The 20,623-nt window shown below is 66.4% G+C and carries 18 protein-coding genes; 10 read left to right on the top strand and 8 right to left on the bottom strand.

Annotated features, from left to right (window positions below):
- Nucleotides 1-3: 3 nt before the first annotated feature.
- From hypB to hypE, 5 genes are read left to right on the top strand one after another with little or no spacing between them, the layout of a single operon-like run.
- Complete coding sequence (gene hypB, locus A6723_RS27065; protein WP_054909581.1) at nucleotides 4-984, top strand: hydrogenase nickel incorporation protein HypB; 981 nt, start codon at nucleotides 4-6, stop codon at nucleotides 982-984.
- The gene (locus A6723_RS27060; RefSeq protein WP_054909582.1) at nucleotides 977-2,149 is read left to right on the top strand and encodes a hypothetical protein; all 1,173 of its coding nucleotides are present in this window, start codon (nucleotides 977-979) and stop codon (nucleotides 2,147-2,149) included. The genes hypB and A6723_RS27060 overlap by 8 nt, the downstream gene beginning before the upstream one ends.
- Complete coding sequence (locus A6723_RS27055) at nucleotides 2,140-2,373, top strand: HypC/HybG/HupF family hydrogenase formation chaperone (protein WP_054909583.1); 234 nt, start codon at nucleotides 2,140-2,142, stop codon at nucleotides 2,371-2,373. The genes A6723_RS27060 and A6723_RS27055 overlap by 10 nt, the downstream gene beginning before the upstream one ends.
- Nucleotides 2,370-3,500: a hydrogenase formation protein HypD gene (gene hypD / locus A6723_RS27050; protein ID WP_054909584.1), complete on the top strand. Its 1,131-nt coding sequence runs from the start codon at nucleotides 2,370-2,372 to the stop codon at nucleotides 3,498-3,500. The genes A6723_RS27055 and hypD overlap by 4 nt, the downstream gene beginning before the upstream one ends.
- 29 nt (nucleotides 3,501-3,529) lie before the next feature.
- Nucleotides 3,530-4,564 (top strand): hydrogenase expression/formation protein HypE, encoded by a 1,035-nt coding sequence (gene hypE / locus A6723_RS27045; RefSeq protein WP_305729056.1) that lies wholly within the window; start codon nucleotides 3,530-3,532, stop codon nucleotides 4,562-4,564.
- A gap of 149 nt (nucleotides 4,565-4,713) precedes the next feature.
- Here hypE and A6723_RS27040 read toward each other — a convergent pair whose 3' ends face one another.
- The 3 genes from A6723_RS27040 to A6723_RS27030 all read right to left on the bottom strand — a co-directional run bounded on the left by A6723_RS27040 (nucleotide 4,714) and on the right by A6723_RS27030 (nucleotide 8,838).
- A complete protein-coding gene (locus tag A6723_RS27040; protein WP_054909586.1) occupies nucleotides 4,714-6,084 on the bottom strand; it encodes a DUF1329 domain-containing protein in 1,371 nt (456 codons plus the stop codon).
- Nucleotides 6,085-6,097: 13 nt separating this feature from the next.
- Nucleotides 6,098-8,059, bottom strand: coding sequence for a DUF1302 domain-containing protein (locus A6723_RS27035; protein WP_139093070.1), 1,962 nt, complete (start codon nucleotides 8,057-8,059; stop codon nucleotides 6,098-6,100).
- A 305-nt stretch (nucleotides 8,060-8,364) separates the two neighbouring features.
- Nucleotides 8,365-8,838, bottom strand: a complete 474-nt coding sequence (locus A6723_RS27030) for a DUF3859 domain-containing protein (RefSeq protein ID WP_054909588.1) — start codon at nucleotides 8,836-8,838, stop codon at nucleotides 8,365-8,367.
- Between the two features lie 130 nt (nucleotides 8,839-8,968).
- On the opposite strand from A6723_RS27030, the gene A6723_RS27025 reads away from it, so the two are divergent.
- From A6723_RS27025 to A6723_RS27005, 5 genes are all read left to right on the top strand, one after another.
- On the top strand, nucleotides 8,969-9,835 hold the full coding sequence (locus tag A6723_RS27025; RefSeq protein WP_054909589.1) for a pirin family protein: 867 nt from the start codon (nucleotides 8,969-8,971) through the stop codon (nucleotides 9,833-9,835).
- 147 nt (nucleotides 9,836-9,982) lie between these two features.
- On the top strand, nucleotides 9,983-11,236 hold the full coding sequence (locus A6723_RS27020) for a sugar MFS transporter (protein WP_054909590.1): 1,254 nt from the start codon (nucleotides 9,983-9,985) through the stop codon (nucleotides 11,234-11,236).
- 172 nt (nucleotides 11,237-11,408) lie between these two features.
- Nucleotides 11,409-11,900: a (2Fe-2S)-binding protein gene (locus tag A6723_RS27015; protein WP_054909591.1), complete on the top strand. Its 492-nt coding sequence runs from the start codon at nucleotides 11,409-11,411 to the stop codon at nucleotides 11,898-11,900.
- Nucleotides 11,897-14,134, top strand: coding sequence for a molybdopterin cofactor-binding domain-containing protein (locus A6723_RS27010; RefSeq protein ID WP_054909592.1), 2,238 nt, complete (start codon nucleotides 11,897-11,899; stop codon nucleotides 14,132-14,134). The genes A6723_RS27015 and A6723_RS27010 overlap by 4 nt, the downstream gene beginning before the upstream one ends.
- A complete protein-coding gene (locus A6723_RS27005; RefSeq protein WP_054909593.1) occupies nucleotides 14,131-15,411 on the top strand; it encodes a cytochrome c in 1,281 nt (426 codons plus the stop codon). The genes A6723_RS27010 and A6723_RS27005 overlap by 4 nt, the downstream gene beginning before the upstream one ends.
- A 46-nt stretch (nucleotides 15,412-15,457) precedes the next feature.
- On the opposite strand, the gene A6723_RS27000 is transcribed toward A6723_RS27005, so the two are convergent.
- The 5 genes from A6723_RS27000 to A6723_RS26980 form a co-directional block, all read right to left on the bottom strand.
- A complete protein-coding gene (locus A6723_RS27000) occupies nucleotides 15,458-16,189 on the bottom strand; it encodes a dienelactone hydrolase family protein (RefSeq protein WP_054909594.1) in 732 nt (243 codons plus the stop codon).
- Nucleotides 16,190-16,278: 89 nt separating this feature from the next.
- Nucleotides 16,279-18,183 carry a molecular chaperone HtpG gene (gene htpG, locus A6723_RS26995; protein WP_054909595.1) on the bottom strand — a complete coding sequence of 635 codons (1,905 nt, stop codon included), beginning with the start codon at nucleotides 18,181-18,183 and terminating at the stop codon, nucleotides 16,279-16,281.
- 119 nt (nucleotides 18,184-18,302) lie between these two features.
- Entirely contained in the window at nucleotides 18,303-19,547 is a 1,245-nt protein-coding gene (locus A6723_RS26990) for a hypothetical protein (protein ID WP_054909596.1), read from the bottom strand.
- A complete protein-coding gene (locus A6723_RS26985) occupies nucleotides 19,548-19,994 on the bottom strand; it encodes a PaaI family thioesterase (RefSeq protein ID WP_024762426.1) in 447 nt (148 codons plus the stop codon). It lies immediately after the preceding gene.
- Nucleotides 19,991-20,464 (bottom strand): PaaI family thioesterase, encoded by a 474-nt coding sequence (locus tag A6723_RS26980; protein ID WP_024762427.1) that lies wholly within the window; start codon nucleotides 20,462-20,464, stop codon nucleotides 19,991-19,993. The genes A6723_RS26985 and A6723_RS26980 overlap by 4 nt, the downstream gene beginning before the upstream one ends.
- Nucleotides 20,465-20,623: the final 159 nt, after the last annotated feature.

The following is a 20,623-nucleotide window of genomic DNA, read 5'->3' as shown; positions in this document are numbered from 1 at the left end:
GCCATGTGCGTCGTCTGCGGCTGCTCCAGCGGCCATTCCCATCACAGTCACTCACCGGCTCCGGCATCCAGTACCGATGCGCCGGGCGATATCGGTGGCGACCTGCACTACGGTCTTGGCGCTGCCGGTGTATCGCTGCCCGGCGTGAGCCAGTCGCGCACCATTCAGATCGAGCAGGACGTCCTCGGCGAGAACGACCGCCATGCCGCGCGCAACCGCCAGAGCTTCGATAGTCACGGCCTGCTGGCGTTGAATCTGGTGTCCAGCCCCGGGTCCGGCAAGACCACCCTGCTTTGCGCCACCCTCGACGCTCTGAGGACGAAACGCCCGCGGCTGCCGCTGGCGGTGATCGAAGGTGACCAGCAGACCAGCAACGACGCCGAACGCATCCGCGCCACCGGCGTGCCGGCGATCCAGGTCAATACCGGCAAGGGCTGCCACCTCGATGCGCGGATGGTCGCCGAGGCCTACGCGCGGCTGCCGCTGCACGATGCCATGCACGCACAGGGGCATGGGCATGCCTCATCGCTGTTGGCGCCCGCTACGGGAGGGCTGGACGCCGGCACGCTGCGCCCGGTCAATCCCCGCGCACCGGCGGGCATCCTGTTCATCGAAAACGTCGGCAACCTGGTCTGCCCAGCCCTGTGGGACCTGGGCGAAGCGGCCAAGGTCGTGATTCTTTCGGTCACCGAAGGCGAAGACAAACCGCTGAAGTACCCGGACATGTTCGCCGCCGCCGGCCTGATGCTGCTGACCAAGACTGATTTGCTGCCGCACCTGGACTTCGACGTGCAGCGCTGCCTGGAGTACGCCCATCGGGTCAACCCCGGCCTGCGCGTGATTCAGCTCAGCGCCCGCGACGGCAGTGGCATGCAGGCGTGGCTGGACTGGTTGCTTGGCGGCGCGCGCGATGTCGATGAGCCAACCGCGCGGATTGCTGCGCGGCAAACCGAGCTGGCGCAACGCAAGGCCCATCATGACTGAACTGACAATCCAGAACCTGCCCGACGCAGCGATCTGGCCACCGGTGCTAGCCTGCGGCGCCTGGCTGAAGAACAGCGCCTGCCTGTTACAAGGGGACCAGGCCATCTGGTCGCCGGTGCACGGCGACCTCGCTGACGCGGACAACTGCCTGGCACTGGAACGCTCACTGGAGCAATTGCTCGCACGAGCCGAGGAAATGCCACGCGTCATCGCCCATGACCTGCATCCTGACTTCCACAGCACCCGGCTGGCGGTCGGCACGGCAGCGCACCTGGGCATTCAGGCCCTGGGCGTACAGCACCATCACGCACACATCGCCGCACTGCAGGCCGAACACGGCTTGCAGGGGCCGGCGCTGGGCCTGGCCCTGGACGGCGTGGGCCTGGGCACCGACGGCAACGCCTGGGGTGGTGAGCTGCTCTGGATCGACCGCGGAGCCTGGCGCCGCCTCGGCGCGCTGCTGCCGCTTCCCCTGCCGGGAGGCGATATCGCCGCTCGCGAACCATGGCGCCTGCTGGCTGCCGCGCTGCACCTGCTCGGGCGCAGCGAAGAGATCGGCATGCGCCTGGCACCGCTGGTGGGTGCGTCCGCCGCTGCGACCGTGGGCCGGATGCTCGAACGCCAGCTCAACTGCCCGACCAGCAGCGGTGCCGGACGCTGGTTCGACGCCGCCGCCGGTATTCTTGGGCTGAGTGTGCGCCAGGCGTTCGAAGCCGAGGCTGCGATCGCCCTGGAACAGCGCGCCACCCACTTCCTGAGCCAGCACCCAGCACCCAGCGTCACCGGGCTCTGGCAATTGCGCCATGACGGACGGCTGGACCTGCTGCCGCTGCTGGCGCGGCTGTTTGAACTGGCCGATCGCGGACGCGCAGACGAAGGCGCCGCCCTCTTCCACATGGCCCTCGCGGCTGCCCTGGCCGACTGGGTAGCGCAGCAGCCCATGCAGCTGCCTGTGCTGCTGGGGGGCGGCTGCTTTGCCAATCGCCTGCTGAGTGCACAATTGAGCAGCTTGCTGTCCCGGCAAGGACGGCACGTATTCAGCGCACAAACCGTTTCCTGCGGCGATGCAGGCCTGGCCCTGGGCCAGGCCTGGGTCGCTGCGCAGTGGGCCGACCTGGCCTGTCAGGCGGCGCTGCCGCTGGAGGATATTCCCCCATGTGCCTAGCCATCCCCGCCCGCGTGGTTGAGCTGCGCGACAACGACCAGGCGCTGGTCGATCTCGGCGGCATTCGTAAGGAAATCTCGCTGGCGCTGGTCGACGGCGCACAACTGGGCGACTACGTGATTGTCCACGTCGGCTACGCCCTCGGGCTGATCGACCCGGAGGAAGCGCAGCGCACCCTGGAGTTGTTCAAGGCGCTTGGCCAGGCCCAGGAGCTGGAGCCATGAAGTACATCGATGAATACCGTGACGGCGAACTCGCCCGGCAGATTGCCGAGCGCATCCGTACAGCAGCACGGCCCGAGCGGGAATACCGCTTCATGGAGTTCTGCGGCGGGCATACCCACGCCATCTCCCGCTATGGCATAAGCGACCTGCTGCCGGCCAATGTGCGGATGATCCACGGCCCCGGCTGCCCGGTCTGCGTGCTGCCCATCGGGCGCATCGATCTCGCCATCCGCCTGGCCCTGGAGCAACAGGTGATCCTCTGCAGCTATGGCGACACCCTGCGCGTGCCGGCATCCGGCGGCCTCTCGCTGTTGCGCGCCAAAGCGCGTGGCGCGGACATCCGCATGATCTACTCGCCGCAGGACGCGCTGAAGATCGCCCAGGCCAACCCTGGCCGCGAGGTAGTGTTCTTCGCCGTCGGCTTCGAGACCACCACGCCGCCCACCGCCCTGGTGATCCGCGAGGCCGCGCGGCGCGGGGTGGATAATTTCAGTGTGCTCTGTTGCCACGTGCTCACGCCGCCGGCCATCAGCCACATCCTCGACACACCGGTTGACGAAGCGGTACCGCTGGATGGCTTCATCGGGCCGGCCCACGTCAGCGTGGTCATCGGCGCGGCCGCCTACGCCGACTTCGCCCGGCGCTACCACAAGCCGGTGGTGATCGCCGGCTTCGAGCCGCTGGACGTGCTGCAGTCGATCCTCATGCTGGTGCAGCAGGTCAACGAAGGTCGCGCCGAGGTGCAGAACGAATTCATCCGCGCCGTCAGCGACGAAGGCAGCCGGCCAATGCAGGCGCTGATGGAGGAGGTTTTCGAGCTGCGTGACTGCTTCGAATGGCGCGGCCTGGGCGAAATGCAAGCCAGCGCGCGGCGCATCCGTCCGGCCTTTGCCCGCCATGACGCCGAAGCACGCTTCGCATTGCGCTACCAGTCGGTATCGGACCACAAGGCCTGCGAGTGCGGGCCAATCCTGCGCGGGCAGAAACGCCCCACCGACTGCCGCCTGTTCGGCACCGTCTGCACGCCGGAGAACCCGATCGGCTCGTGCATGGTTTCCAATGAAGGCGCCTGCGCGGCGCACTATGCCTATGGGCGCTACAAGGACATCGAGGCAATCAGCCTATGACTACCCCCTCCCCCGTGAAGCGCGGCTACGTGCGCCCGCTGAACCTGCGCGACGGCCGCATCGAGATGGCCCACGGCTCAGGTGGCCGCGCCTCGGCGCAACTGATCGAGGAAGTCTTCCTGCACGCCTTCGACAATCCCTGGCTCCGCCAGGGCAACGATGGGGCGACACTGGCTACGGTGTTGGGCGCGGGTGAGCGGCTGGTGATGGCCACCGATGCCCACGTGATCTCGCCGCTGTTCTTCCCCGGTGGCGACATCGGCAGCCTGTCGGTGCACGGTACGCTGAACGACGTGGCCATGAGTGGCGCTCGGCCGCTGTACCTGTCGGCCAGTTTCATCCTCGAGGAAGGCTTCCCGCTTGCCGACCTCAAGCGCATTGCCGACTCCATGGGGCGCGCTGCGCAGGAGGCCGGCGTCGCCATCGTCACTGGCGATACCAAGGTGGTCGAGCGTGGCAAGGGCGATGGAGTGTTCATCAGCACCACCGGGGTCGGCGTGGTGGCCGCCGGCATCGATACCAGCGGCAACCGCGCGCGCCCCGGCGATGTGATCCTCGTATCCGGCTGCATCGGCGAGCACGGCGTGGCGATCCTCTCGCAGCGCGAATCCCTGGAGTTCGAGACACAGATACGGTCCGACAGCGCCGCCCTGCACGGCCTGGTGATGGACATGCTGGAAGCCGTACCGGGCGTACGCGTATTGCGCGACCCTACTCGCGGCGGGCTGGCGACAACGCTCAACGAGATCGCCGGCCAATCCGACGTGGGCATGCTCCTCGATGAAGCCGCCATCCCGGTGCAGCCGCAGGTGGAGGCCGCCTGCGAATTGCTCGGGCTCGATCCGCTGTACGTCGCCAACGAAGGCAAGCTGGTGGCGATCTGCGACGCGCGCGACGCCGACACCCTGCTGCAAGTGATGCACGCCCATCCGCTGGGCGCACAGGCGGCGCGGATCGGCAGCGTCATCGAGGACAGCCACGGCTTCGTGCAGATGCAGACCCGCTTCGGTGGCCGACGCATCGTCGACTGGCTGGCGGGTGAGCAGTTGCCACGGATCTGCTAGCGACAGCAACACCACCCCTGCCTGGCGTACCCGCTGGAACGGCCCCGTTTTTGGGGCGCCCCGGCAGGAAGCAGGACAGGAAGAGGAAGGCCTCGGATACAGGCTTCCAAAACAAAAGGCCCCTTGCGGGGCCTTTGTCGTTTGCGCGCTTAGCGCGATGCCTTGCGACGCAGCGCGGAGGGGCTGAAGTTGGAGTCGTCCGGGGCCGGCTGGCTGAAGTCGGCAGTGCCGGGCTCCTCGTTATCCAGCCACTGGATGCTGTAGCGGTGGGCCTGGAGGTCATGGAAGGTGTCCAGGGCGGTCCACACCATCGGCTGCTCGTAGAAGCTCTTCAGGTAGGCCAGCGACACGCGCCACAGCTCGCCGCGGCCGTCGTACTGGTCCACTACGGCAGCGCCCCAGCTGTCCTCGTCGAGGTAGAGGGTGCGGCGCGAGTAGATGTGCCGCGCGCCAGGCTTCAGCTTGCCGTCCACTACCCATACGCGGTGCAGTTCGTAGCGGGTGTACTTGGGATTGACGTGGCCCGCGGTGAGCAGGTCCTTGTACTTAACCTCCGGACTGGTGATCTGGTAGTTGTTGTAGGGGATGTAGATTTCCTTCTTGCCGACCAGGGTCCAGTCGTAGCGGTCCGGCGCGCCGTTGTACATGTCGGTATCGTCGGCGGTGCGCAGGCCATCGGAGTCTTCGATGGGGGTGTCGTAGGCCAGCGTCGGAGCGCGGCGCACGCGGCGCTGGCCAGGGTTGTAGCCCCATGCCTGGCGCGGTTCCTTGACCTGGTCAAGGGTCTCCTGGACCAGTGCGCCGTTACCGGCCAGGCGAGCCGGCGCGGTGGTGAAGGTCATGTAGTAGAACAGCGTGTTGCCGAGCTTGTCGTAACTGCCCTTGGGGTCGTAGAAGCGGAACAGCGCCTCGTCCTGGGAGGTCACCAGCGAGTAGGCGCCATTGCGCTGCACGCCAGCCTGGGACGAGCGCCGCACGATGTAGGTGCCACGGTAGCGGGCGATGTGGTTCCACACCGCTTCCACGCCGCTCTGCGGAATCGGGAACGGCACGCCGCCGTACGCGTCGGAGAAACCGTTGCCACCTTCCACCAGCTTGGCGCTGGTCGCGTTCTTGTAGATGTTGTCGTAGACCCACTGCGGCGCCGAACCGGTGCGGTGGGTCTCGTAGACCGGCATCTGGTAGGTGTCCGGGTAGGCGTTGAACAGCGCGATCTGCCCCGCGGTCAGGTTGGCCTTGTACTGGTCAAGGTTGGCCTTGGTGATGACAAACTTGGGCTTCTCGCCAGCGAAGGGATCGACGTGGTGCGAGCCCGGCCCCTTGTAGCCGGCGGGTGCCGAGGTCAGGCCACCGCTCCAGGCGGGAATGCTGCCAGCGGCGTTACCGGCCTTCTCCGCGCCCATGGGCGTCAGGCTGCTCTTCAGCTGGGCGGCCTGGTCGGCCGAGACGGCAGCACGCGCATCGGTGACGGCGAGGGCCGTCAGCGTGGCAAGGACGATCAGGGAACTCTTCTTGTACATGGTCCTCTCCGGATCAGAACGAGTATTTCGCGGTGATCGAGACGTTGTCGCGGTCGCGCATGGAGTTGCTGGAGCCGGCGCCGTAGTAGTTGGTGTACTGGGTGCCGACCTCGAAGGTGTTCAGGTAGCTGGCGTCGATGCCGAGGGTGTAGGCCTTGCGTCCCTCGATGAAGTTGCCGGTGCGATCGGAGTTACCGCTGAAGTCGTCCTGGTAGACGACGTAGGGAGAAAGCTTCACCCCAGCGTAGACGTCGTTCCAGCTACCGGTGAGCAGCAGGGTGTAGCCATAGCTGTCGCGGCTGATCTGCACGTCGTCATCGTTGCCGCCGACGTAGGCCTTGTCCTGGGCGCCGACGAACTTGCGCTCGCTGCCGTCCCAGGCGGTGTACTTCAGGCTGCTGCCACGGATGTGCTCGGAGGCGAGCTCCGCCACGCCGGTCATGGAGTCGAAGGTCAGGTGCGGGCCGAAGTTGTAGATGGTCGACAGCGAGATGTTGTAGGTCTCGGCGCGTTCATAGTTCTCGAACAGGCTGCCGCGGCACAGCTGCTTGCCCGCCACTTCGGCGCAGGCCTGGCCGGCCGCGACGTTGCCGTCGTAGAGGTTGGTCTGGCCCAGCACGCCCTGGGTCAGCAGGTCGCCGAGCAGGTCGTCGGTGGCGGAAATGCTGATGGGCATGTTCGGCCGGTAGGCGATCTCGCCGGATACCGAGGCATCGCCCAGGGTGGTGTTGAAGCTGAAACCGTACATGCGGATGTCTTCGACATAGTCACGGCGGGCTTCGGCGTTGCTCGCCATGTCCAGCGTGGCCAGGCCCGGCACCGCCTCGCCCAGGCCCAGCGGGCCGAGCAGGCTGTTCAATGCGTCGACGTCAACACCCTGGTAGTTGCGCAGATCGACCGCGACCTGCGGCTCCTTGGCGTGGTAGTTGACGAAGTAAAAGCCAAACTCGGTGGAGTTGAGCTCCTCGGCGATGTAGCGGAACGCCACGCCGAACTGACCGTTGTCGCGCGCCTCGATGTCCTTGCCGATGTTGGCCACCTTGAAGGTGCCGGTGTTCGGATCGAGGAAGGCGTTCGGCCCGTGCGGGCCGTTGCCCAGCAGGCCGAGGGAGGCGACCGTCGGGTAGCCGGCCAGCAGTTCCTTGATCAGCGGGTCGGTTTCGGTGGTGTAGGCGGTTTCGCCACCATCGCTGAACAGGTCGGTATCGGAGAAGTAGGTACCGACCGAGTCGAGGCGGGTTTCCTTCCACTTCCACTGGTAGAAGGCTTCCATGGACAGGTCGTCGGTCAGGCCGAGGTTGAAGCTCAGGGCCTCCACCGGCACCAGCACTTCCTTGAGTTCGGAACCCGGCAGGTGGAAGCGTGCGGCGTCGACCGGGTTGATGGTGTTGACCCCGCCACGGTAGAACACGCCCTCGCCCCAGTTCAGTACCTGGCGGCCGACGCGGCCGGTCAGCGGGTGCTCGTCGACATCCCAGCTACCGGACAGGTAGGCATCCAGCAGCTCGGCCTTGCGGCCGGCGATATGGCGGGTGTCGTCGGTGAAGTGGTCGTCCTGCGGGTACGACTGACTGGGACGCTCCACGCCATTGGTGGTGTCGTAGTAGTCGTTGCGCTTGTCCATGATCTGCGTGTCGTAATACGCAGTGCCACGCATGAACAGGCCATAGTTCTGGTACTTGGCCGAGAGGTCGGAAGTCAGTTTGAAGACCTGGGAAACCAGGCCGGTATCGAAGTTGCGGTTGCCGTCGTCGGCGTTGATGTCGCTGATGTTGCTCTTGTCGCGGCCCTGCACGCGCCACATGGCGCCGTAGGACAGCGTACTGTCCAGCGAGCCGGTGATCTCGTTGTCGGCCAGCTTGAACTCCAGGGCCTGGGCCGAGCCCGCCACCAACAGCGGCAAGAGTCCCATCACCGCCCCCGCCCGCCGCGGCGCCCAGAAAATGGACGAGCGCGCACCCAATCGACTGTTCATAGACAGCATTACCTCCATGGCCAAGATTTATCGCCCCGGTCATTGCGGCCGGCGCTGTTCTTATTCGTTTCTCGGCTGCCGCCAGCCTCGGACAAAACCGGGCCAACGTGCAGTAACACTCCTGCCAGAGCGCTTGCGGGCGCCATGGCCCCCTCTCCTCTTCTGCTTGCACGCGGGAGTTGGGACTATCGTGCAGGCAAAGTAACAAACTGTTTCCCCTCTGCCAATGGAAAGGATGTAATCCATCTCTTTCAACAGGAAAAGAAAAGCCCGGCACATGGCCGGGCTTTTTCTTACAGCGTGACCTACTCGACGGTGAAGGTCTTTTCTGCCAGCAGGCGATCGCCCTGGAACACCATGAAGCGCCACTGGCCCTGCACCACCTCGTGGTTCTCGGTGAACTGGTAGGCCATCACGTCGGTGGGCGCGCCCACGACCAGCTTCTGCACCACTTCGAACTTGTCGTGGCGCTGGCCATCGGGGCTGACCACACCAGGGGTGAAGTACAGCAGCGTCAGCGGAGTATCGCCCTCGACCTTGCCACTGAGCTGGTAGCGCAGGCCGAACTTGGTGCCCAGCTTGGCCGGCACGCGGGTGGTGGACTCGAGCTCCTGCTCGCTGCGCGTCAGCACGCGCTCGCCCGGCTGGTAATCCTTGTAGTTGCTGACGAAGACGCCGTACTCGACCGGGCCGTTGACGCGCACCTCGGCAAAGGCCGTGGATGCGAAAGCGGAAGCCAGGGAGAGAGCCAGGACTGCTGGCAGGCGGGAAATGGGCATGTCGCGCTCCTTGTTGGGGTCCGCGCGAGGCTATGACATCGCCGTGACAGCCTGATGACAGCTTGACGCCTCGCGGGTCGGCACGGCGCCAAGCGTCTATCATGCGTGGATCGGACCACTGGACACCATCATGAGCGACAGCCTGCTAGCCATCCGCCCGCGCGCCGAAGACGTCGAGGGCGTGCCCATCCTGCGGCCCCTGCCGTCCGCACAGCGGCGCAGCGTCGGCCCCTTCGTGTTCTTCGACCACATGCTCGAAAGCAGCTTTGCGCCCGAGCATGGCATGGACATCCGCCAGCACCCGCACATCGGCCTGTCCACCCTCACCTACCTGTTCGAGGGCCAGGTGCAGCACAAGGACAGCCTCGGCTCGGACCAGCGGGTACTGCCCGGCGACGTCAGCTGGATGACCGCCGGCCGCGGCGTCGCCCACGTCGAGCGAACCCCCGCCGACCTGCTGCACAGCGGCTCGCACCTGCACGGCCTGCAGGTCTGGCTGGCTCTGCCGCGCGAGCTCGAAGGTTGCGAGCCCAGCTACAGCCACCACGCCAGCGCCAGCCTGCCGGAAAGCGACCACCTGGGCGTGCGCATCCGCATGATCGCCGGCACCGGCTTCTGCCTCGAGTCACCGGTGCCGGTGCGCTCCAGAACGCTTTACGCCGACCTGCAACTCAGTGCTGGCGCGACCCTGGTGATACCCGACGAACACCCCGAACGGGCGCTCTACCTCATCGAGGGAGAGGCCCTCCTGGACAACGAGCCCGTGTCACCGCACGAGCTGGTGGTGCTGCCCGAAGGTGAAACCTTCACCCTCAGTGCCTGCGGCGACTGCCATGCCGTGATCATCGGCGGCGAGCCGCTGGATGGCCCGCGGCGGATGAACTGGAACTTCGTCGCCAGCGACCCGGCGCTGATCGACAGCGCTCGTGCCCGTTGGGCCGCCCACGACTGGCCAACGGTGCCAGGTGAGCAGGAACGCATCGAGTTGCCGCGCTAGCCATATAGAGAAACCGATCGGAAATCGCCGCCGCGCTGTCGAACACCGGCGAATGCTTGAGGACTCGCGCGACGGCCTGCCGTAGCATCGCGCGCCCTGAACCCTTGCCACCGGCAAGCCCGCCACTTCTGGCCCGAGGAGTCCGTGATGGACCAGTCGACCGCCCAACGCCACACCAGCGCCCTCACCGTGCTGACCCTGCTGTTCTTCATGTGGGGCCTGATCACTTCGCTGAACGACATCCTCGTGCCGCACCTCAAGGCCGTCTTCACGCTGTCCTACGTGGAGGCCTCGCTGGTGCAGTTCTGCTTCTTCGGCGCCTACTTCATCATGTCCTTCCCCGCCGGGCGGCTGGTGGAGAAGGTCGGCTACAAGAGCGGGATCATCGTCGGCCTGGCCACCGCCGGCATCGGCTGCCTGCTGTTCTACCCGGCGGCCGGCTCGCAGTCCTACCCGTTCTTCCTCGCCGCGCTGTTCATCCTCGCCTCGGGCATCACCCTGCTGCAGGTCGCGGCCAACCCCTACGTGAATGTGCTCGGCCCCGCCGCCACCGCGGCCAGCCGGCTGAACCTGACCCAGGCATTCAACTCCCTGGGCACCACGGTCGGCCCGCTGGTGGGCTCGGTGACCATCCTCGCCATCGGTGCCGGTGCCGCTTCACAGATCGGCGGCTCCGCCGCCAGTGAAGCCGACTCGGTGAAGACGCCCTACCTGGTGCTGGCCGGGTTGCTGTTCGCCATCGCCGTGCTGATCGCCCTGTTCCGCCTGCCGAAGATCCACCACGGCGAACCGACCGATGGCGTGGCAGGCCGCCAGTCGATCTTCGCCCACCGCCACCTGATTTTCGGGGTGATCGCGATCTTCTGCTACGTCGGCGCCGAAGTCTCCATCGGCAGCTACCTGGTGAGCCTGATGGGCCAGCCGGACATCGCCGGTCTGCCGGCGGAGCAGGCCGGCAAGTACCTGTCGTTCTACTGGGGTGGCGCCATGGTCGGTCGCTTCATCGGTAGCGCCCTGATGCGCACCATCGCGCCGAATCGCCTGCTGGCCTTCAACGCCGTGGCCATCGCGGTGCTGATCGGCATAGCGCTGACCCTGGGCGGACACGTGGCGATGTGGGCGCTGATCCTGATCGGCCTGTTCAACTCGATCATGTTCCCGACCATCTTCTCTCTCGCCCTGGAGGGCCTGGGCAACCTCACCAGCAAAGGTTCCGGCCTGCTCTGCATGGCCATCGTCGGCGGCGCCGTGATGCCGCTGGTGCAAGCCTTCTTCGCCGACCGCATCGGCCTGCTGCCCTCCTTCGCCGTCCCGCTGGTGTGCTACCTGTACATCATCTGGTTCGGCGCACGCGGTTATCGTGCCGCCCAGTCTGCCAGGGCTCAGGCCGCCAGCGCCTGACGCTGACCTCCGAGGGGCGCCTGGTGTCTGCGCCCCTTTCACCTGATTCCTACAGACCTATCGGCCCGCGCACCCTGGCTGGCGTCAGCTCGCTCCCGAAGACTTCCTTCCTTTTCCCTCCGCCGACCCACTCCGGCGCAAGGGACCGATTCCCCCGGAAGGAGCACACCCCGTGGCTGACCCCCTCTCGCTGGTCGTCAATGGCCAGCCCAGGCACCTCGCCGTGGCCGCCGATACGCCGCTGCTGTACGTCCTGCGCAACGACCTGCAGCTCAACGGCCCCAAGTTCGGCTGCGGCCTGGGCGAGTGCGGCGCCTGCACCGTCCATCTCGACGGCATCGCCACCCGTTCCTGCATCACGCCGGTCTCCGCGGCTGTAGGACGCCAGGTCACCACCCTGGAAGGTCTCGGCACACTGGATGCCCCGCACCCGGTCCAGCAGGCCTTCATCGACGAGCAGGCGGCGCAGTGCGGCTACTGCAGCAACGGCATGATCATGACCAGCGCGGCACTGCTCGCGCGCAACAGTTCGCCCAGCGACGAGGAGATCCGCCAGGAGCTGGCCTACAACCTGTGCCGCTGCGGTACCCATGTGCAGATCCTCAGTGCCGTACGCAAGGCCGCCGAGCGAATCGGCAACCGCGGCCAGGAAAACCCGGCATGAGCCTGCTCGGCCGCCGTGAGTTCCTGAAGGCCGGCGCGGCCCTGCTGGTCAGCACTCAGCTGCCTCGCCCGTTGCTGGCGCAAGGCGCCGACGGCGTGCTGCCCCTCGACGAGGTCGACAGCTTCATCGCCATCGCTGGCAACGGCACCATCACCGCTGCCTGCGGCCATGTCGACCTCGGCACCGGCATACGCACTGCCCTGACCCAGATAGTCGCCGAGGAGTTGAACGTCGACCTGGAGCAGATCACCCTGCTGCTGGGTGACACCCGCTACACGCCCGACCAGGGGCCGACCATCGCCAGTTCGACCCTCCAGGTCAGCGCCATTCCGCTGCGCCGGGCAGCGGCCGAGGCTCGGGAGTTCCTGATGCAGCGCGCGGCGCAGCACCTCATGGTGGACATTCGCCAGCTCGACTGCGCCGGCGGGGCAATCTTCGTCAGGGGCAAACCCACGCGCAGCATCGGCTACGGCGAACTGCTGCGTGGCGAGCGCTTCGAACTGAAGGTCGATGCCAGCGCGCCGCTCAAGGCCCACAGCGATTACCGCGTGGTCGGCCGCTCGGTGCCGCGCCTGGATATTCCGGCCAAGGTCACCGGCGGGCTGACCTACGTACACGACATGCGCCTGCCGGGCATGCTCCATGGCCGCGTGGTGCGCCCGCCCTACACCGGCGTGGATGCCAGCGCGCCGCTGGGCAGGAGCCGGATGGAGGCGGATGAGCAGTCCGTGGCCCACTTGCCCGGCTTTGTCCAGCTGGTAGTGATAGGTGACTTCATTGGCGTGGTAGCCGAGCGCGAAGAGCAGGCGATCCACATTGCCCACCAGTTGAAAGTACGCTGGAAGCACTGGAGCGGCCTGCCACCCCTGGGCCTGGACGAGCTGGAATCCACCCTGCGCGCCCACCCCAAGCAGCCACGCATGCTCCAGGACGACACACAGATGGACGCCGTGCTGGCGCAGCTCCACCGTCCCCTGCAGCGTACTTACGTCTGGCCCTATCAGCAGCACGCCTCCATCGGCCCATCCTGCGCGCTCGCGCATTTCGAGGATGGCCTGATGAAGGTCTGGTCGGGCAGCCAGAATCCCCATGACCTGCGCGCCGACCTGGTGACGTTGCTCGGCATGCAGCCTGAACAGGTCGAGGTCATCCGGATGGAAGCGTCGGGTTGCTATGGCCGCAACTGCGCCGACGACGTGAGCGCCGATGCCGCGCTGCTCGCCCTGGCCGTCGGCCGACCGGTGCGCGTGCAATTGATGCGCGAACAGGAACACGGCTGGGAGCCCAAGGGTTCGGCGCAACTGATCGATGTCCGCGGCGGGCTGGACGAAAACGGCGACGTGGCGGCCTACGACTTCTCAACCTGCTATCCCTCCAATAACGCGGTCAACCTGGCCCTGCTGCTCACCTCGCGAGTGGACGCCAAGCCGCAGGTCGCCCAGATGGGCGACCGCACCGCCGTCCCGCAATACGCCTTCGCGCACATGCGGGTGGTCTGCAACGACGCCGCCCCCATCGTTCGCGCCTCGTGGATGCGCGGCGTATCGGCACTGCCCAACGTCTTCGCCCATGAGTCCTACATCGACGAACTGGCGCAGATGGCCGGCGCCGACCCCATCGAATTCCGCCTGCGCTACCTGCACGACGAACGTGCCATAGCGCTGATCAACGCACTGACCACCGCCGCCCAGTGGCAGCCGCGCGTCTCACCCAACCCGCAGGCACGCCAGGGCAACCTGCTGGTCGGCCGCGGCTTCGCCTACGCGCGCTACTTCCACAGTGCCTTCCCGGGCTTCGGCGCGGCCTGGGCGGCGTGGATAGTCGACGTCGAGGTCGAGCCGCACACCGGCGCCGTCCGCGTGACCGAGGTCCACGTGGCGCAGGACTGCGGGCAGATGGTGAATCCCGACGGGGTACGCCACCAGGTCCACGGCAACGTGATCCAGGCCACCAGCCGCGCGCTGATGGAGTACTCGACCTTCGACCGCAGCGGCGTCACCAGCCTGGAATGGGGCGGCTACCCGATCCTCGGGTTCCCCGAGGTGCCCAGGATCACCGCGCTGCTGCTCGACCGCCCCGGTACACCGCCGCTGGGGGCAGGCGAATCTGCCTCGGTACCCAGCGCCGCCGCCATCGCCAATGCCCTGCACGACGCGACCGGCGTGCGCTTCACCCGCCCGCCGTTCACGCCAGAACGGATACTGGCCGCCCTGAACGAGAAACAACCCACATGAAAAACCATTCACTGGGCGTCATCGCAGCGCTGGCCGCATCCAGCCTGATAGCGCTGGCCATTACCTGGAAAGGCAGCATTGCGCCCGTCGACCCGCCGGCCGTCGACAGCTTCGGCGCCGAGTCCATCGCCCGCGGGCAGAAACTGGCGGCCCTGGGCGACTGCGCGGTCTGCCACACCCGCGAAGGTGGCGCTCCGCTGAGCGGTGGCCGCGCCATGGCCACACCGTTCGGCACGCTCTACACCAGCAATCTCACCCCGGACCGCGATACCGGGCTGGGCAGCTGGTCCTTCGAGGCCTTCGAGCGAGCGATGCGCGAAGGCGTCTCGCGGGAAGGCGATTACCTCTACCCGGCCTTCCCCTACACCGCCTTCACCCGCATTGGCGACGAAGACCTGCGCGACCTCTACGCCTACCTGATGAGCCGGTCGCCGGTGAAGGCGCAGCCCAGGGCCAACCGCCTGCGCTTCCCCTACAGCCAGCGCAGACTGATGGCCACCTGGAACCTGCTGTATTTCGACCAGGGCCGCTTCCAGCCTCAGCCGCAGCGCGATGCGGCCTGGAACCGCGGCGCCTATCTGGTGGAGGGGCTGGGCCACTGCAGCGCCTGCCATTCACCGCGCAATGCACTGGGTGCCGAGCGTGCCGGCAAGCAACGCTTCACCGGTGCGACAGTGGACGGCTGGCAGGCGCCCCCTCTCGACGGCAGCGGCCAGACGGCGATTCCCTGGACCCAGGCGACGTTGTACGACTATCTGCGCAACGGCTTCTCGCGCTACCACGGCGGCGCCGCCGGCCCGATGGCGCCGGTGGCCGCAGGCCTTGTGCAGCAGCCGGACGCGGACCTGCAAGCCATGGCGCGTTATCTGGCGTCCTTCCTGCCGGAGCAGGCGGGCGACTTCTCGCCGCAGAAGCAGGCCAGCGAGTTGGAAGAGCGCACCTACGGCACCCTGCAACCGGTCAGCGGTACTGGCGCCAGGCTGTTCAATGGCGCCTGCATGGCCTGCCACCATGACGGCGACAGCCCGAAGCTCAATGGCGTGCGGCCGTCACTGGCAGTGAGCAACAAACTCTATGCGGCCACGCCGGACAATCTGCTGAGGGTGATCCTGGATGGCATCGGCGAACCCGCCCGACCGGAGCTGGGCTACATGCCGGCAATGCGTCACAGCCTCAACGACGAACAGATCGTCGCGCTGGCGCGTTTCCTGCGGGAGGACTTCGCCGGCCTGCCAGCCTGGCCTGACCTCGAGTTCAAGGTAGCCAAGCTGCGCTGAGCCCGCCGTCATGGGGGAGCGGCGCACTGCCCTCCCCCGGATGCCGTCAGGCGCCGAAGCGCTCCTCCAGCAGGTCGAACATCGCGGCGAAGGCACGGCGCGCCACCTTGGCGTCGTACTGCATCTTGCCGGGAATCTGCGCGTGCGGGTCGGTGAAGGAATGCGCCGCTCCGCCGTAGCTGGTCAGGGTCCAGTCCACCCCGGCATCGATCATTTCCTTGGCGAAACCGCTGAGCTGCTCGCGCGGCACGAACGGGTCGACAGCGCCGTCGAGCACCAGCACTGCGCCCTGGATGTTCTTCGCATCGACCGGGTTCGGCGTATCCAGGGTGCCGTGGAAGGACACCGCAGCCGCCAGCGGCGCGCCGTCACGGGCCAGTTCCAGGGAGCAGCAGCCGCCGAAGCAGAAGCCGAAGGTGGCCAGCTTCGCGGTATCCAGCGGGGCCTTGCCGGCCTGCTCCAGCAGGGTCTTCAGCGAAAGCTGCATGCGCTTGCGCAGCAGCGCGCGGTCGTTCTTCAGCGGCATCATGGCGGCGCCGGCCTGTTCCGGGCCATTGGGGCGCACGTCCTTGCCGTAAAGGTCGGCCACCAGCACCACATAGCCGCGCTCGGCGACCTTGCGGGCGATATCCACTGCGCCCTGGCTGACGCCCATCCAGTTCGGCGCCATCAGCAGGCCGGGACGCGGCGCGTTGCTGGCGGCATCGAATACCAGTTGGCCTTCGAAGGACACGCCATCGAGGCTGTAGGCGACAGGTTGCACGCTGATCTGGCTCATTCGGGTAGTCCCCTTTCGCTTGTCGGTGTAGTTGATCGAGTACTGGAAAAGCCCAAAGCCCGCCGAAGCGGGCTTTGGGCTGGTTCAGCTTAGGCGGAAAGTTCCACCAGCAGCTTGTTCAGGCGGCGCACATAAGCGGCCGGGTCCTTCAGGCTGTCCCCCGCGGCCAGGGCGGCCTGGTCGAAGAGGATGTGGGTCAGTTCGCCGAAGCGGTCTTCGTCGGCTTCCGCGTCGAGCTTCTCGATCAGCGGGTGGGCCGGGTTGAACTCGAAGATCGGCTTGGCTTCCGGCACCTTCTGCCCGCTGGCCTCGAGGATCTGGCGCATCTGCAGGCCCAGGTCCTGCTCGCCGATGGCGAGGATCGCCGGCGAGTCGGTCAGGCGGTGGGAAACACGCACCTCGGCGACTTCATCGCCCAGTGCGGCTTTCAGGCGCTCGGCCAGACCTTCCTTGGCCTTGGCGATCTCTTCCTGGGCCTTCTTGTCCTCTTCCGAGTCCAGGCTGCCCAGGTCCAGGTCGCCGCGGGCGACGTCGACCAGTTGCTTGCCGTCGAATTCCGGCAGGTAGCTCATCAGCCACTCGTCGATGCGGTCGGTGAGCAGCAGCACTTCGATGCCTTTCTTGCGGAAGACTTCCAGGTGCGGGCTGTTCTTCACCTGGGCGAAGCTCTCGCCGGTGAGATAGTAGATCTTGTCCTGGCCTTCCTTCAGGCGGCCGATGTAGTCGGCCAGGGAAACGCTCTGCTCGCCGCTCTCGTCGCTGGTGGAAGAGAAGCGCAGCAGGCCGGCGATCTTGTCCTTGTTGGCGAAGTCCTCGGCGGGGCCTTCCTTCAGCACCTGGCCGAAGTTCTTCCAGAAGCCCTTGTAGGCCTCGGCGTCGTTGCTGGCGAGTTTTTCCAGCATGTCCAGGGAGCGCTTGGTCAGCGCGGACTTCATCGAATCGACAATGGGGCCGGATTGCAGGATTTCGCGGGAGACGTTCAGCGACAGGTCGTTGGAATCCACCACGCCCTTGATGAAGCGCAGGTACAGCGGCAGGAACTGGTCGGCCTGGTCCATGATGAACACGCGCTGCACGTAGAGCTTCAGGCCACGCGGCGCCTCGCGGTGGTACAGGTCGAACGGCGCGCGGGCCGGGACGTACAGCAGCGAGGTGTACTCGAGCTTGCCCTCGACCTTGTTGTGGCTCCAGGTCAGCGGGTTCTCGAAATCATGGGCGATGTGCTTGTAGAACTCCTGGTATTCCTCGTCCTTCACCTCGGTGCGCGGACGGGTCCACAGGGCGCTGGCACGGTTGACCACTTCCCATTCGGTTTCAGCCGGCTTGTCGGCCTCTTCCCCGTGGTGCTCCTTCGGCAACTCGATGGGCAGCGCGATGTGGTCGGAGTATTTCTTGATGATGTTGCGCAGGCGCCAGCCGTCGGCGAACTCGTCCTCGCCATCCTTCAGGTGCAGGACGATGCGAGTGCCGCGCTCGGCTTTCTCGATGGTGGCAACTTCGAACTCGCCCTCGCCCCTGGACGACCAGTGCACGCCTTCGCTGGCCGGTGCACCGGCACGGCGGCTGAACACATCGACCTTGTCGGCGACGATGAAGGCACTGTAGAAGCCCACGCCGAACTGGCCGATCAGGTGGGAATCCTTCTTCTGGTCACCGGAGAGGTTCTTCAGGAAGTCGGCGGTACCGGACTTGGCGATGGTGCCCAGGTGCGCGATGACTTCCTCGCGGCTCATGCCGATGCCGTTGTCTTCGAGGGTGACGGTCTTGGCGTCCTTGTCGAAGCTCACACGGATCTTCAGCTCGGCGCCGCCTTCGAGCAGCTCAGGCTTGGCCAGGGCCTCGAAACGCAGCTTGTCGGCCGCGTCGGAGGCGTTGGAAATCAGTTCGCGAAGGAAGATTTCCTTGTTCGAATACAGGGAGTGAATCATCAGGTGAAGCAGCTGCTTCACTTCGGTCTGGAAGCCCAGTGTTTCTTTTTGAGTCTCCGCGCTCATCGTTTCTCGCTCCGAGGGTGACAAATGCCGCGTCGTGCGGCCGATGTCAGCGAGATGGGGGCTTCCCGAACCAATTCAAGGGGTTGGAGAAAATTCGCCGGCAAATGACCGGCGAACGGTCAGCGCGCCGGCAGTTCGATGTCGGTCACTTCGCTGGGACGCAGCGTGTAGCTCGCCTCGCCCGGGCCATCGATGACCTGGCGGATGACGATGCGGCCGTCGACATCGAGGCCGACGAAGACGCCCTCGGCAACCCGGCCGCGCTCGGTGGTCACACGCATGCTGCGGTTGACGTAGCGCTGCGGTGCGGACAGCAGGCGCTCGATGGCCAGGCGACCGCTTTCCGGCGCCTGCGGCACGGGGGCATTGGATTTCGCCGGCGTGGTAGCCGCAACGGGGGCCGCAGGGACGTTCGACGCCTTCATCCGCGGGTAGCGGTCATCCCGCACACCCCAGCCGCGCGCGGGGGTCTTCTCCAGCGTGACCTGCAGGTCCTGCGGCGCGCCGCCAACCTCGACGGTCAGTGCAACCTCCTGGGAAGCGCGCTGGGTATCCAGGGTGGGCATGCGGGTGATGGCGACATCACGACGCGCAAAGCGGCGCTGCAGGTAGTCCTGCAGTACATAACGCAAGGTATCGCGGGAGTCGAAGCGGGTATCCACCTCGCCATCGCGATAGCGCAGGCGGTCGGTGAAGACTTCGATGGTGCCCGAAAGCGTGGTCTGCATCTGGGCCGGCAGCACCAGGTGGAAGGCGCCTTCCAGGCGGTTGGGAGCCTTCGGCGCCAGGTCCAGGTGCAGGCTGTAGCCACGCTGCAGGCGGACCGCTTCGGGCAGGTCCTGGCCTGGCGCGAGCCAGCTGACTTCGATTTCCGGCAGGCGTCCCTTGTCGTCGGGCAGCACGTCCAGCCTGACCGGGCCGCTGACCGGCGCAGCCAGGCGCACCTGGATTTCGCGGTGAGCGTAGAAGTCCTGGCCTTCGCGCAGGCTGAGCACTCCGTCGATGAACTCGGCCTGCTCGGGCACGAAGGGCTGGCCATTCAGTTCCCCGCGCAGGTTGATCGCCAGTTCAGGCTTGACGACTGCCTCGGGCTTGAGCCACTCCAGGCGGAGGATGGCCTCCAGGCGTGCACTGTCGCGGCTGGCCAGCATCGTCAGGCCGACCACCAGCGGAATGCAGCCCAGGGCCCCGAGGGCCACGGCGCTGCGGGCCAGGCGCCAGTGGACCAGGACAAACAGCACGGCCAGCGGCGGCAGCAGGCTGGCAAGCCCCCAGAACAGGCTGCGCTCGAAGGCGCGGGCGATCAGCCAGACGTACCCCGCGAGGATCAGCAGCAGGCCGAGCAGGATCAGCAGCGTATCCATTCAGGCGCCATCGACCTTGAAGTGCGCGCGAGCGGTGGCGATGGGTTCGGTGCGAGTGGTCTGCCAGGCGGTGATGGCGACGTTCGCCACCCGTCGGCCCTGGCGCCAGACCTGGCACTGCGCGTAGGTATCGCGGAAGTGCCCGGCGCGCAGGTAGTCAATGGAGAAGTCGATGATCTTGGGCATGTGCGGGATGCCCATGAACATCAGCAGGTGCAGCAGCGCCGAGTGCTCCATGAAACCGGCGATCACCCCGCCATGCAGGGCCGGCAGCGTGGGGTTGCCGATGTTGTCCGGGTTGGCCGGCAGGTGGAAGATCGCATCGTCGCCCAGGCGCAGGCAGCGGATGCCGAGCAGCCGGGCATAGGGGATCGCGTCGATCAGCGGGTCGTAGTCCTTGCTCTCGTGCGCGGCGCGCACCATGGCCTCGATGTTCACCGTGGTCATCCCTGGCCCCCATCGACGTCGCGCTTCACCGAGCCGGCGGATACCGCCTTGCCCATGCGCATGAAGGTCCCGACCACATGGGCGATGGGTTCGCTGGGGTCGTCCTGATAGGCATAGCCACGGGTGAAGATGATGTTCGGGGTGACCCGGTAGCACTCGGCGAACCCGTAGACATCCTTGTGCGGCTGCGCTGGGTGCATGTAGTCGATGCGCAGGTCCAGGGTCGGGCAGATCTCGAACTGCGGCAGCACGCAGACGGTGGAGATGCCGCAGGTGGTGTCCATCAGCGTGGTGATGGCGCCGCCGTGGATCACGCCGGTTTCCGGGTTGCCGACAATGGCCTCGCTGTAGGGAAGCCGCAGGGTCAGGCCGGAGGCGTCCGCCGCATGCGCGCTGATGCCCAGCAACTGGCAGTGGCGCAGCGCCGAAAGGAAGCGTTGGGCGCGCTCCAGGAGTGGGTTTTCGGACATGGGAGGGGTCGACCGATTGACTGCACGGGGCGGCATCATACCCCGGTCACTGTCAATCCTGCAGTGATGGAATACAGGGGCTTAGGAATATTCGTTGAACTAATTCACACAACCCCGGTTCAAAGGGCTAACACCAGGAAAGCCGCACATGGAGGCTCC

The sequence above is a fragment of the Pseudomonas sp. AU11447 genome (genome assembly GCF_001672555.2).
Taxonomy (GTDB): Bacteria; Pseudomonadota; Gammaproteobacteria; order Pseudomonadales; family Pseudomonadaceae; genus Pseudomonas; species Pseudomonas nitroreducens.
Note: the sequence above shows the minus strand (reverse complement) of the source record. Positions and strands in the feature narration are given on the sequence as shown.

What these genes read in the sequence shown, in the direction of transcription:
- A6723_RS27010 (WP_054909592.1), top strand. Translation starts at nt 11,897, where the DNA reads ATGAGCCTGCTCGGCCGCCGTGAGTTCCTGAAGGCCGGCGCGGCCCTG.
- A6723_RS27030 (WP_054909588.1), bottom strand. Translation starts at nt 8,838, where the DNA reads ATGCCCATTTCCCGCCTGCCAGCAGTCCTGGCTCTCTCCCTGGCTTCC.
- A6723_RS27055 (WP_054909583.1), top strand. Translation starts at nt 2,140, where the DNA reads ATGTGCCTAGCCATCCCCGCCCGCGTGGTTGAGCTGCGCGACAACGAC.
- A6723_RS27040 (WP_054909586.1), bottom strand. Translation starts at nt 6,084, where the DNA reads ATGTACAAGAAGAGTTCCCTGATCGTCCTTGCCACGCTGACGGCCCTC.
- A6723_RS27035 (WP_139093070.1), bottom strand. Translation starts at nt 8,059, where the DNA reads ATGAACAGTCGATTGGGTGCGCGCTCGTCCATTTTCTGGGCGCCGCGG.
- A6723_RS27060 (WP_054909582.1), top strand. Translation starts at nt 977, where the DNA reads ATGACTGAACTGACAATCCAGAACCTGCCCGACGCAGCGATCTGGCCA.
- A6723_RS26985 (WP_024762426.1), bottom strand. Translation starts at nt 19,994, where the DNA reads ATGACCACGGTGAACATCGAGGCCATGGTGCGCGCCGCGCACGAGAGC.
- hypD (WP_054909584.1), top strand. Translation starts at nt 2,370, where the DNA reads ATGAAGTACATCGATGAATACCGTGACGGCGAACTCGCCCGGCAGATT.
- A6723_RS27020 (WP_054909590.1), top strand. Translation starts at nt 9,983, where the DNA reads ATGGACCAGTCGACCGCCCAACGCCACACCAGCGCCCTCACCGTGCTG.
- A6723_RS26990 (WP_054909596.1), bottom strand. Translation starts at nt 19,547, where the DNA reads ATGGATACGCTGCTGATCCTGCTCGGCCTGCTGCTGATCCTCGCGGGG.
- A6723_RS27025 (WP_054909589.1), top strand. Translation starts at nt 8,969, where the DNA reads ATGAGCGACAGCCTGCTAGCCATCCGCCCGCGCGCCGAAGACGTCGAG.
- A6723_RS27005 (WP_054909593.1), top strand. Translation starts at nt 14,131, where the DNA reads ATGAAAAACCATTCACTGGGCGTCATCGCAGCGCTGGCCGCATCCAGC.
- A6723_RS26980 (WP_024762427.1), bottom strand. Translation starts at nt 20,464, where the DNA reads ATGTCCGAAAACCCACTCCTGGAGCGCGCCCAACGCTTCCTTTCGGCG.
- A6723_RS27000 (WP_054909594.1), bottom strand. Translation starts at nt 16,189, where the DNA reads ATGAGCCAGATCAGCGTGCAACCTGTCGCCTACAGCCTCGATGGCGTG.
- hypB (WP_054909581.1), top strand. Translation starts at nt 4, where the DNA reads ATGTGCGTCGTCTGCGGCTGCTCCAGCGGCCATTCCCATCACAGTCAC.
- htpG (WP_054909595.1), bottom strand. Translation starts at nt 18,183, where the DNA reads ATGAGCGCGGAGACTCAAAAAGAAACACTGGGCTTCCAGACCGAAGTG.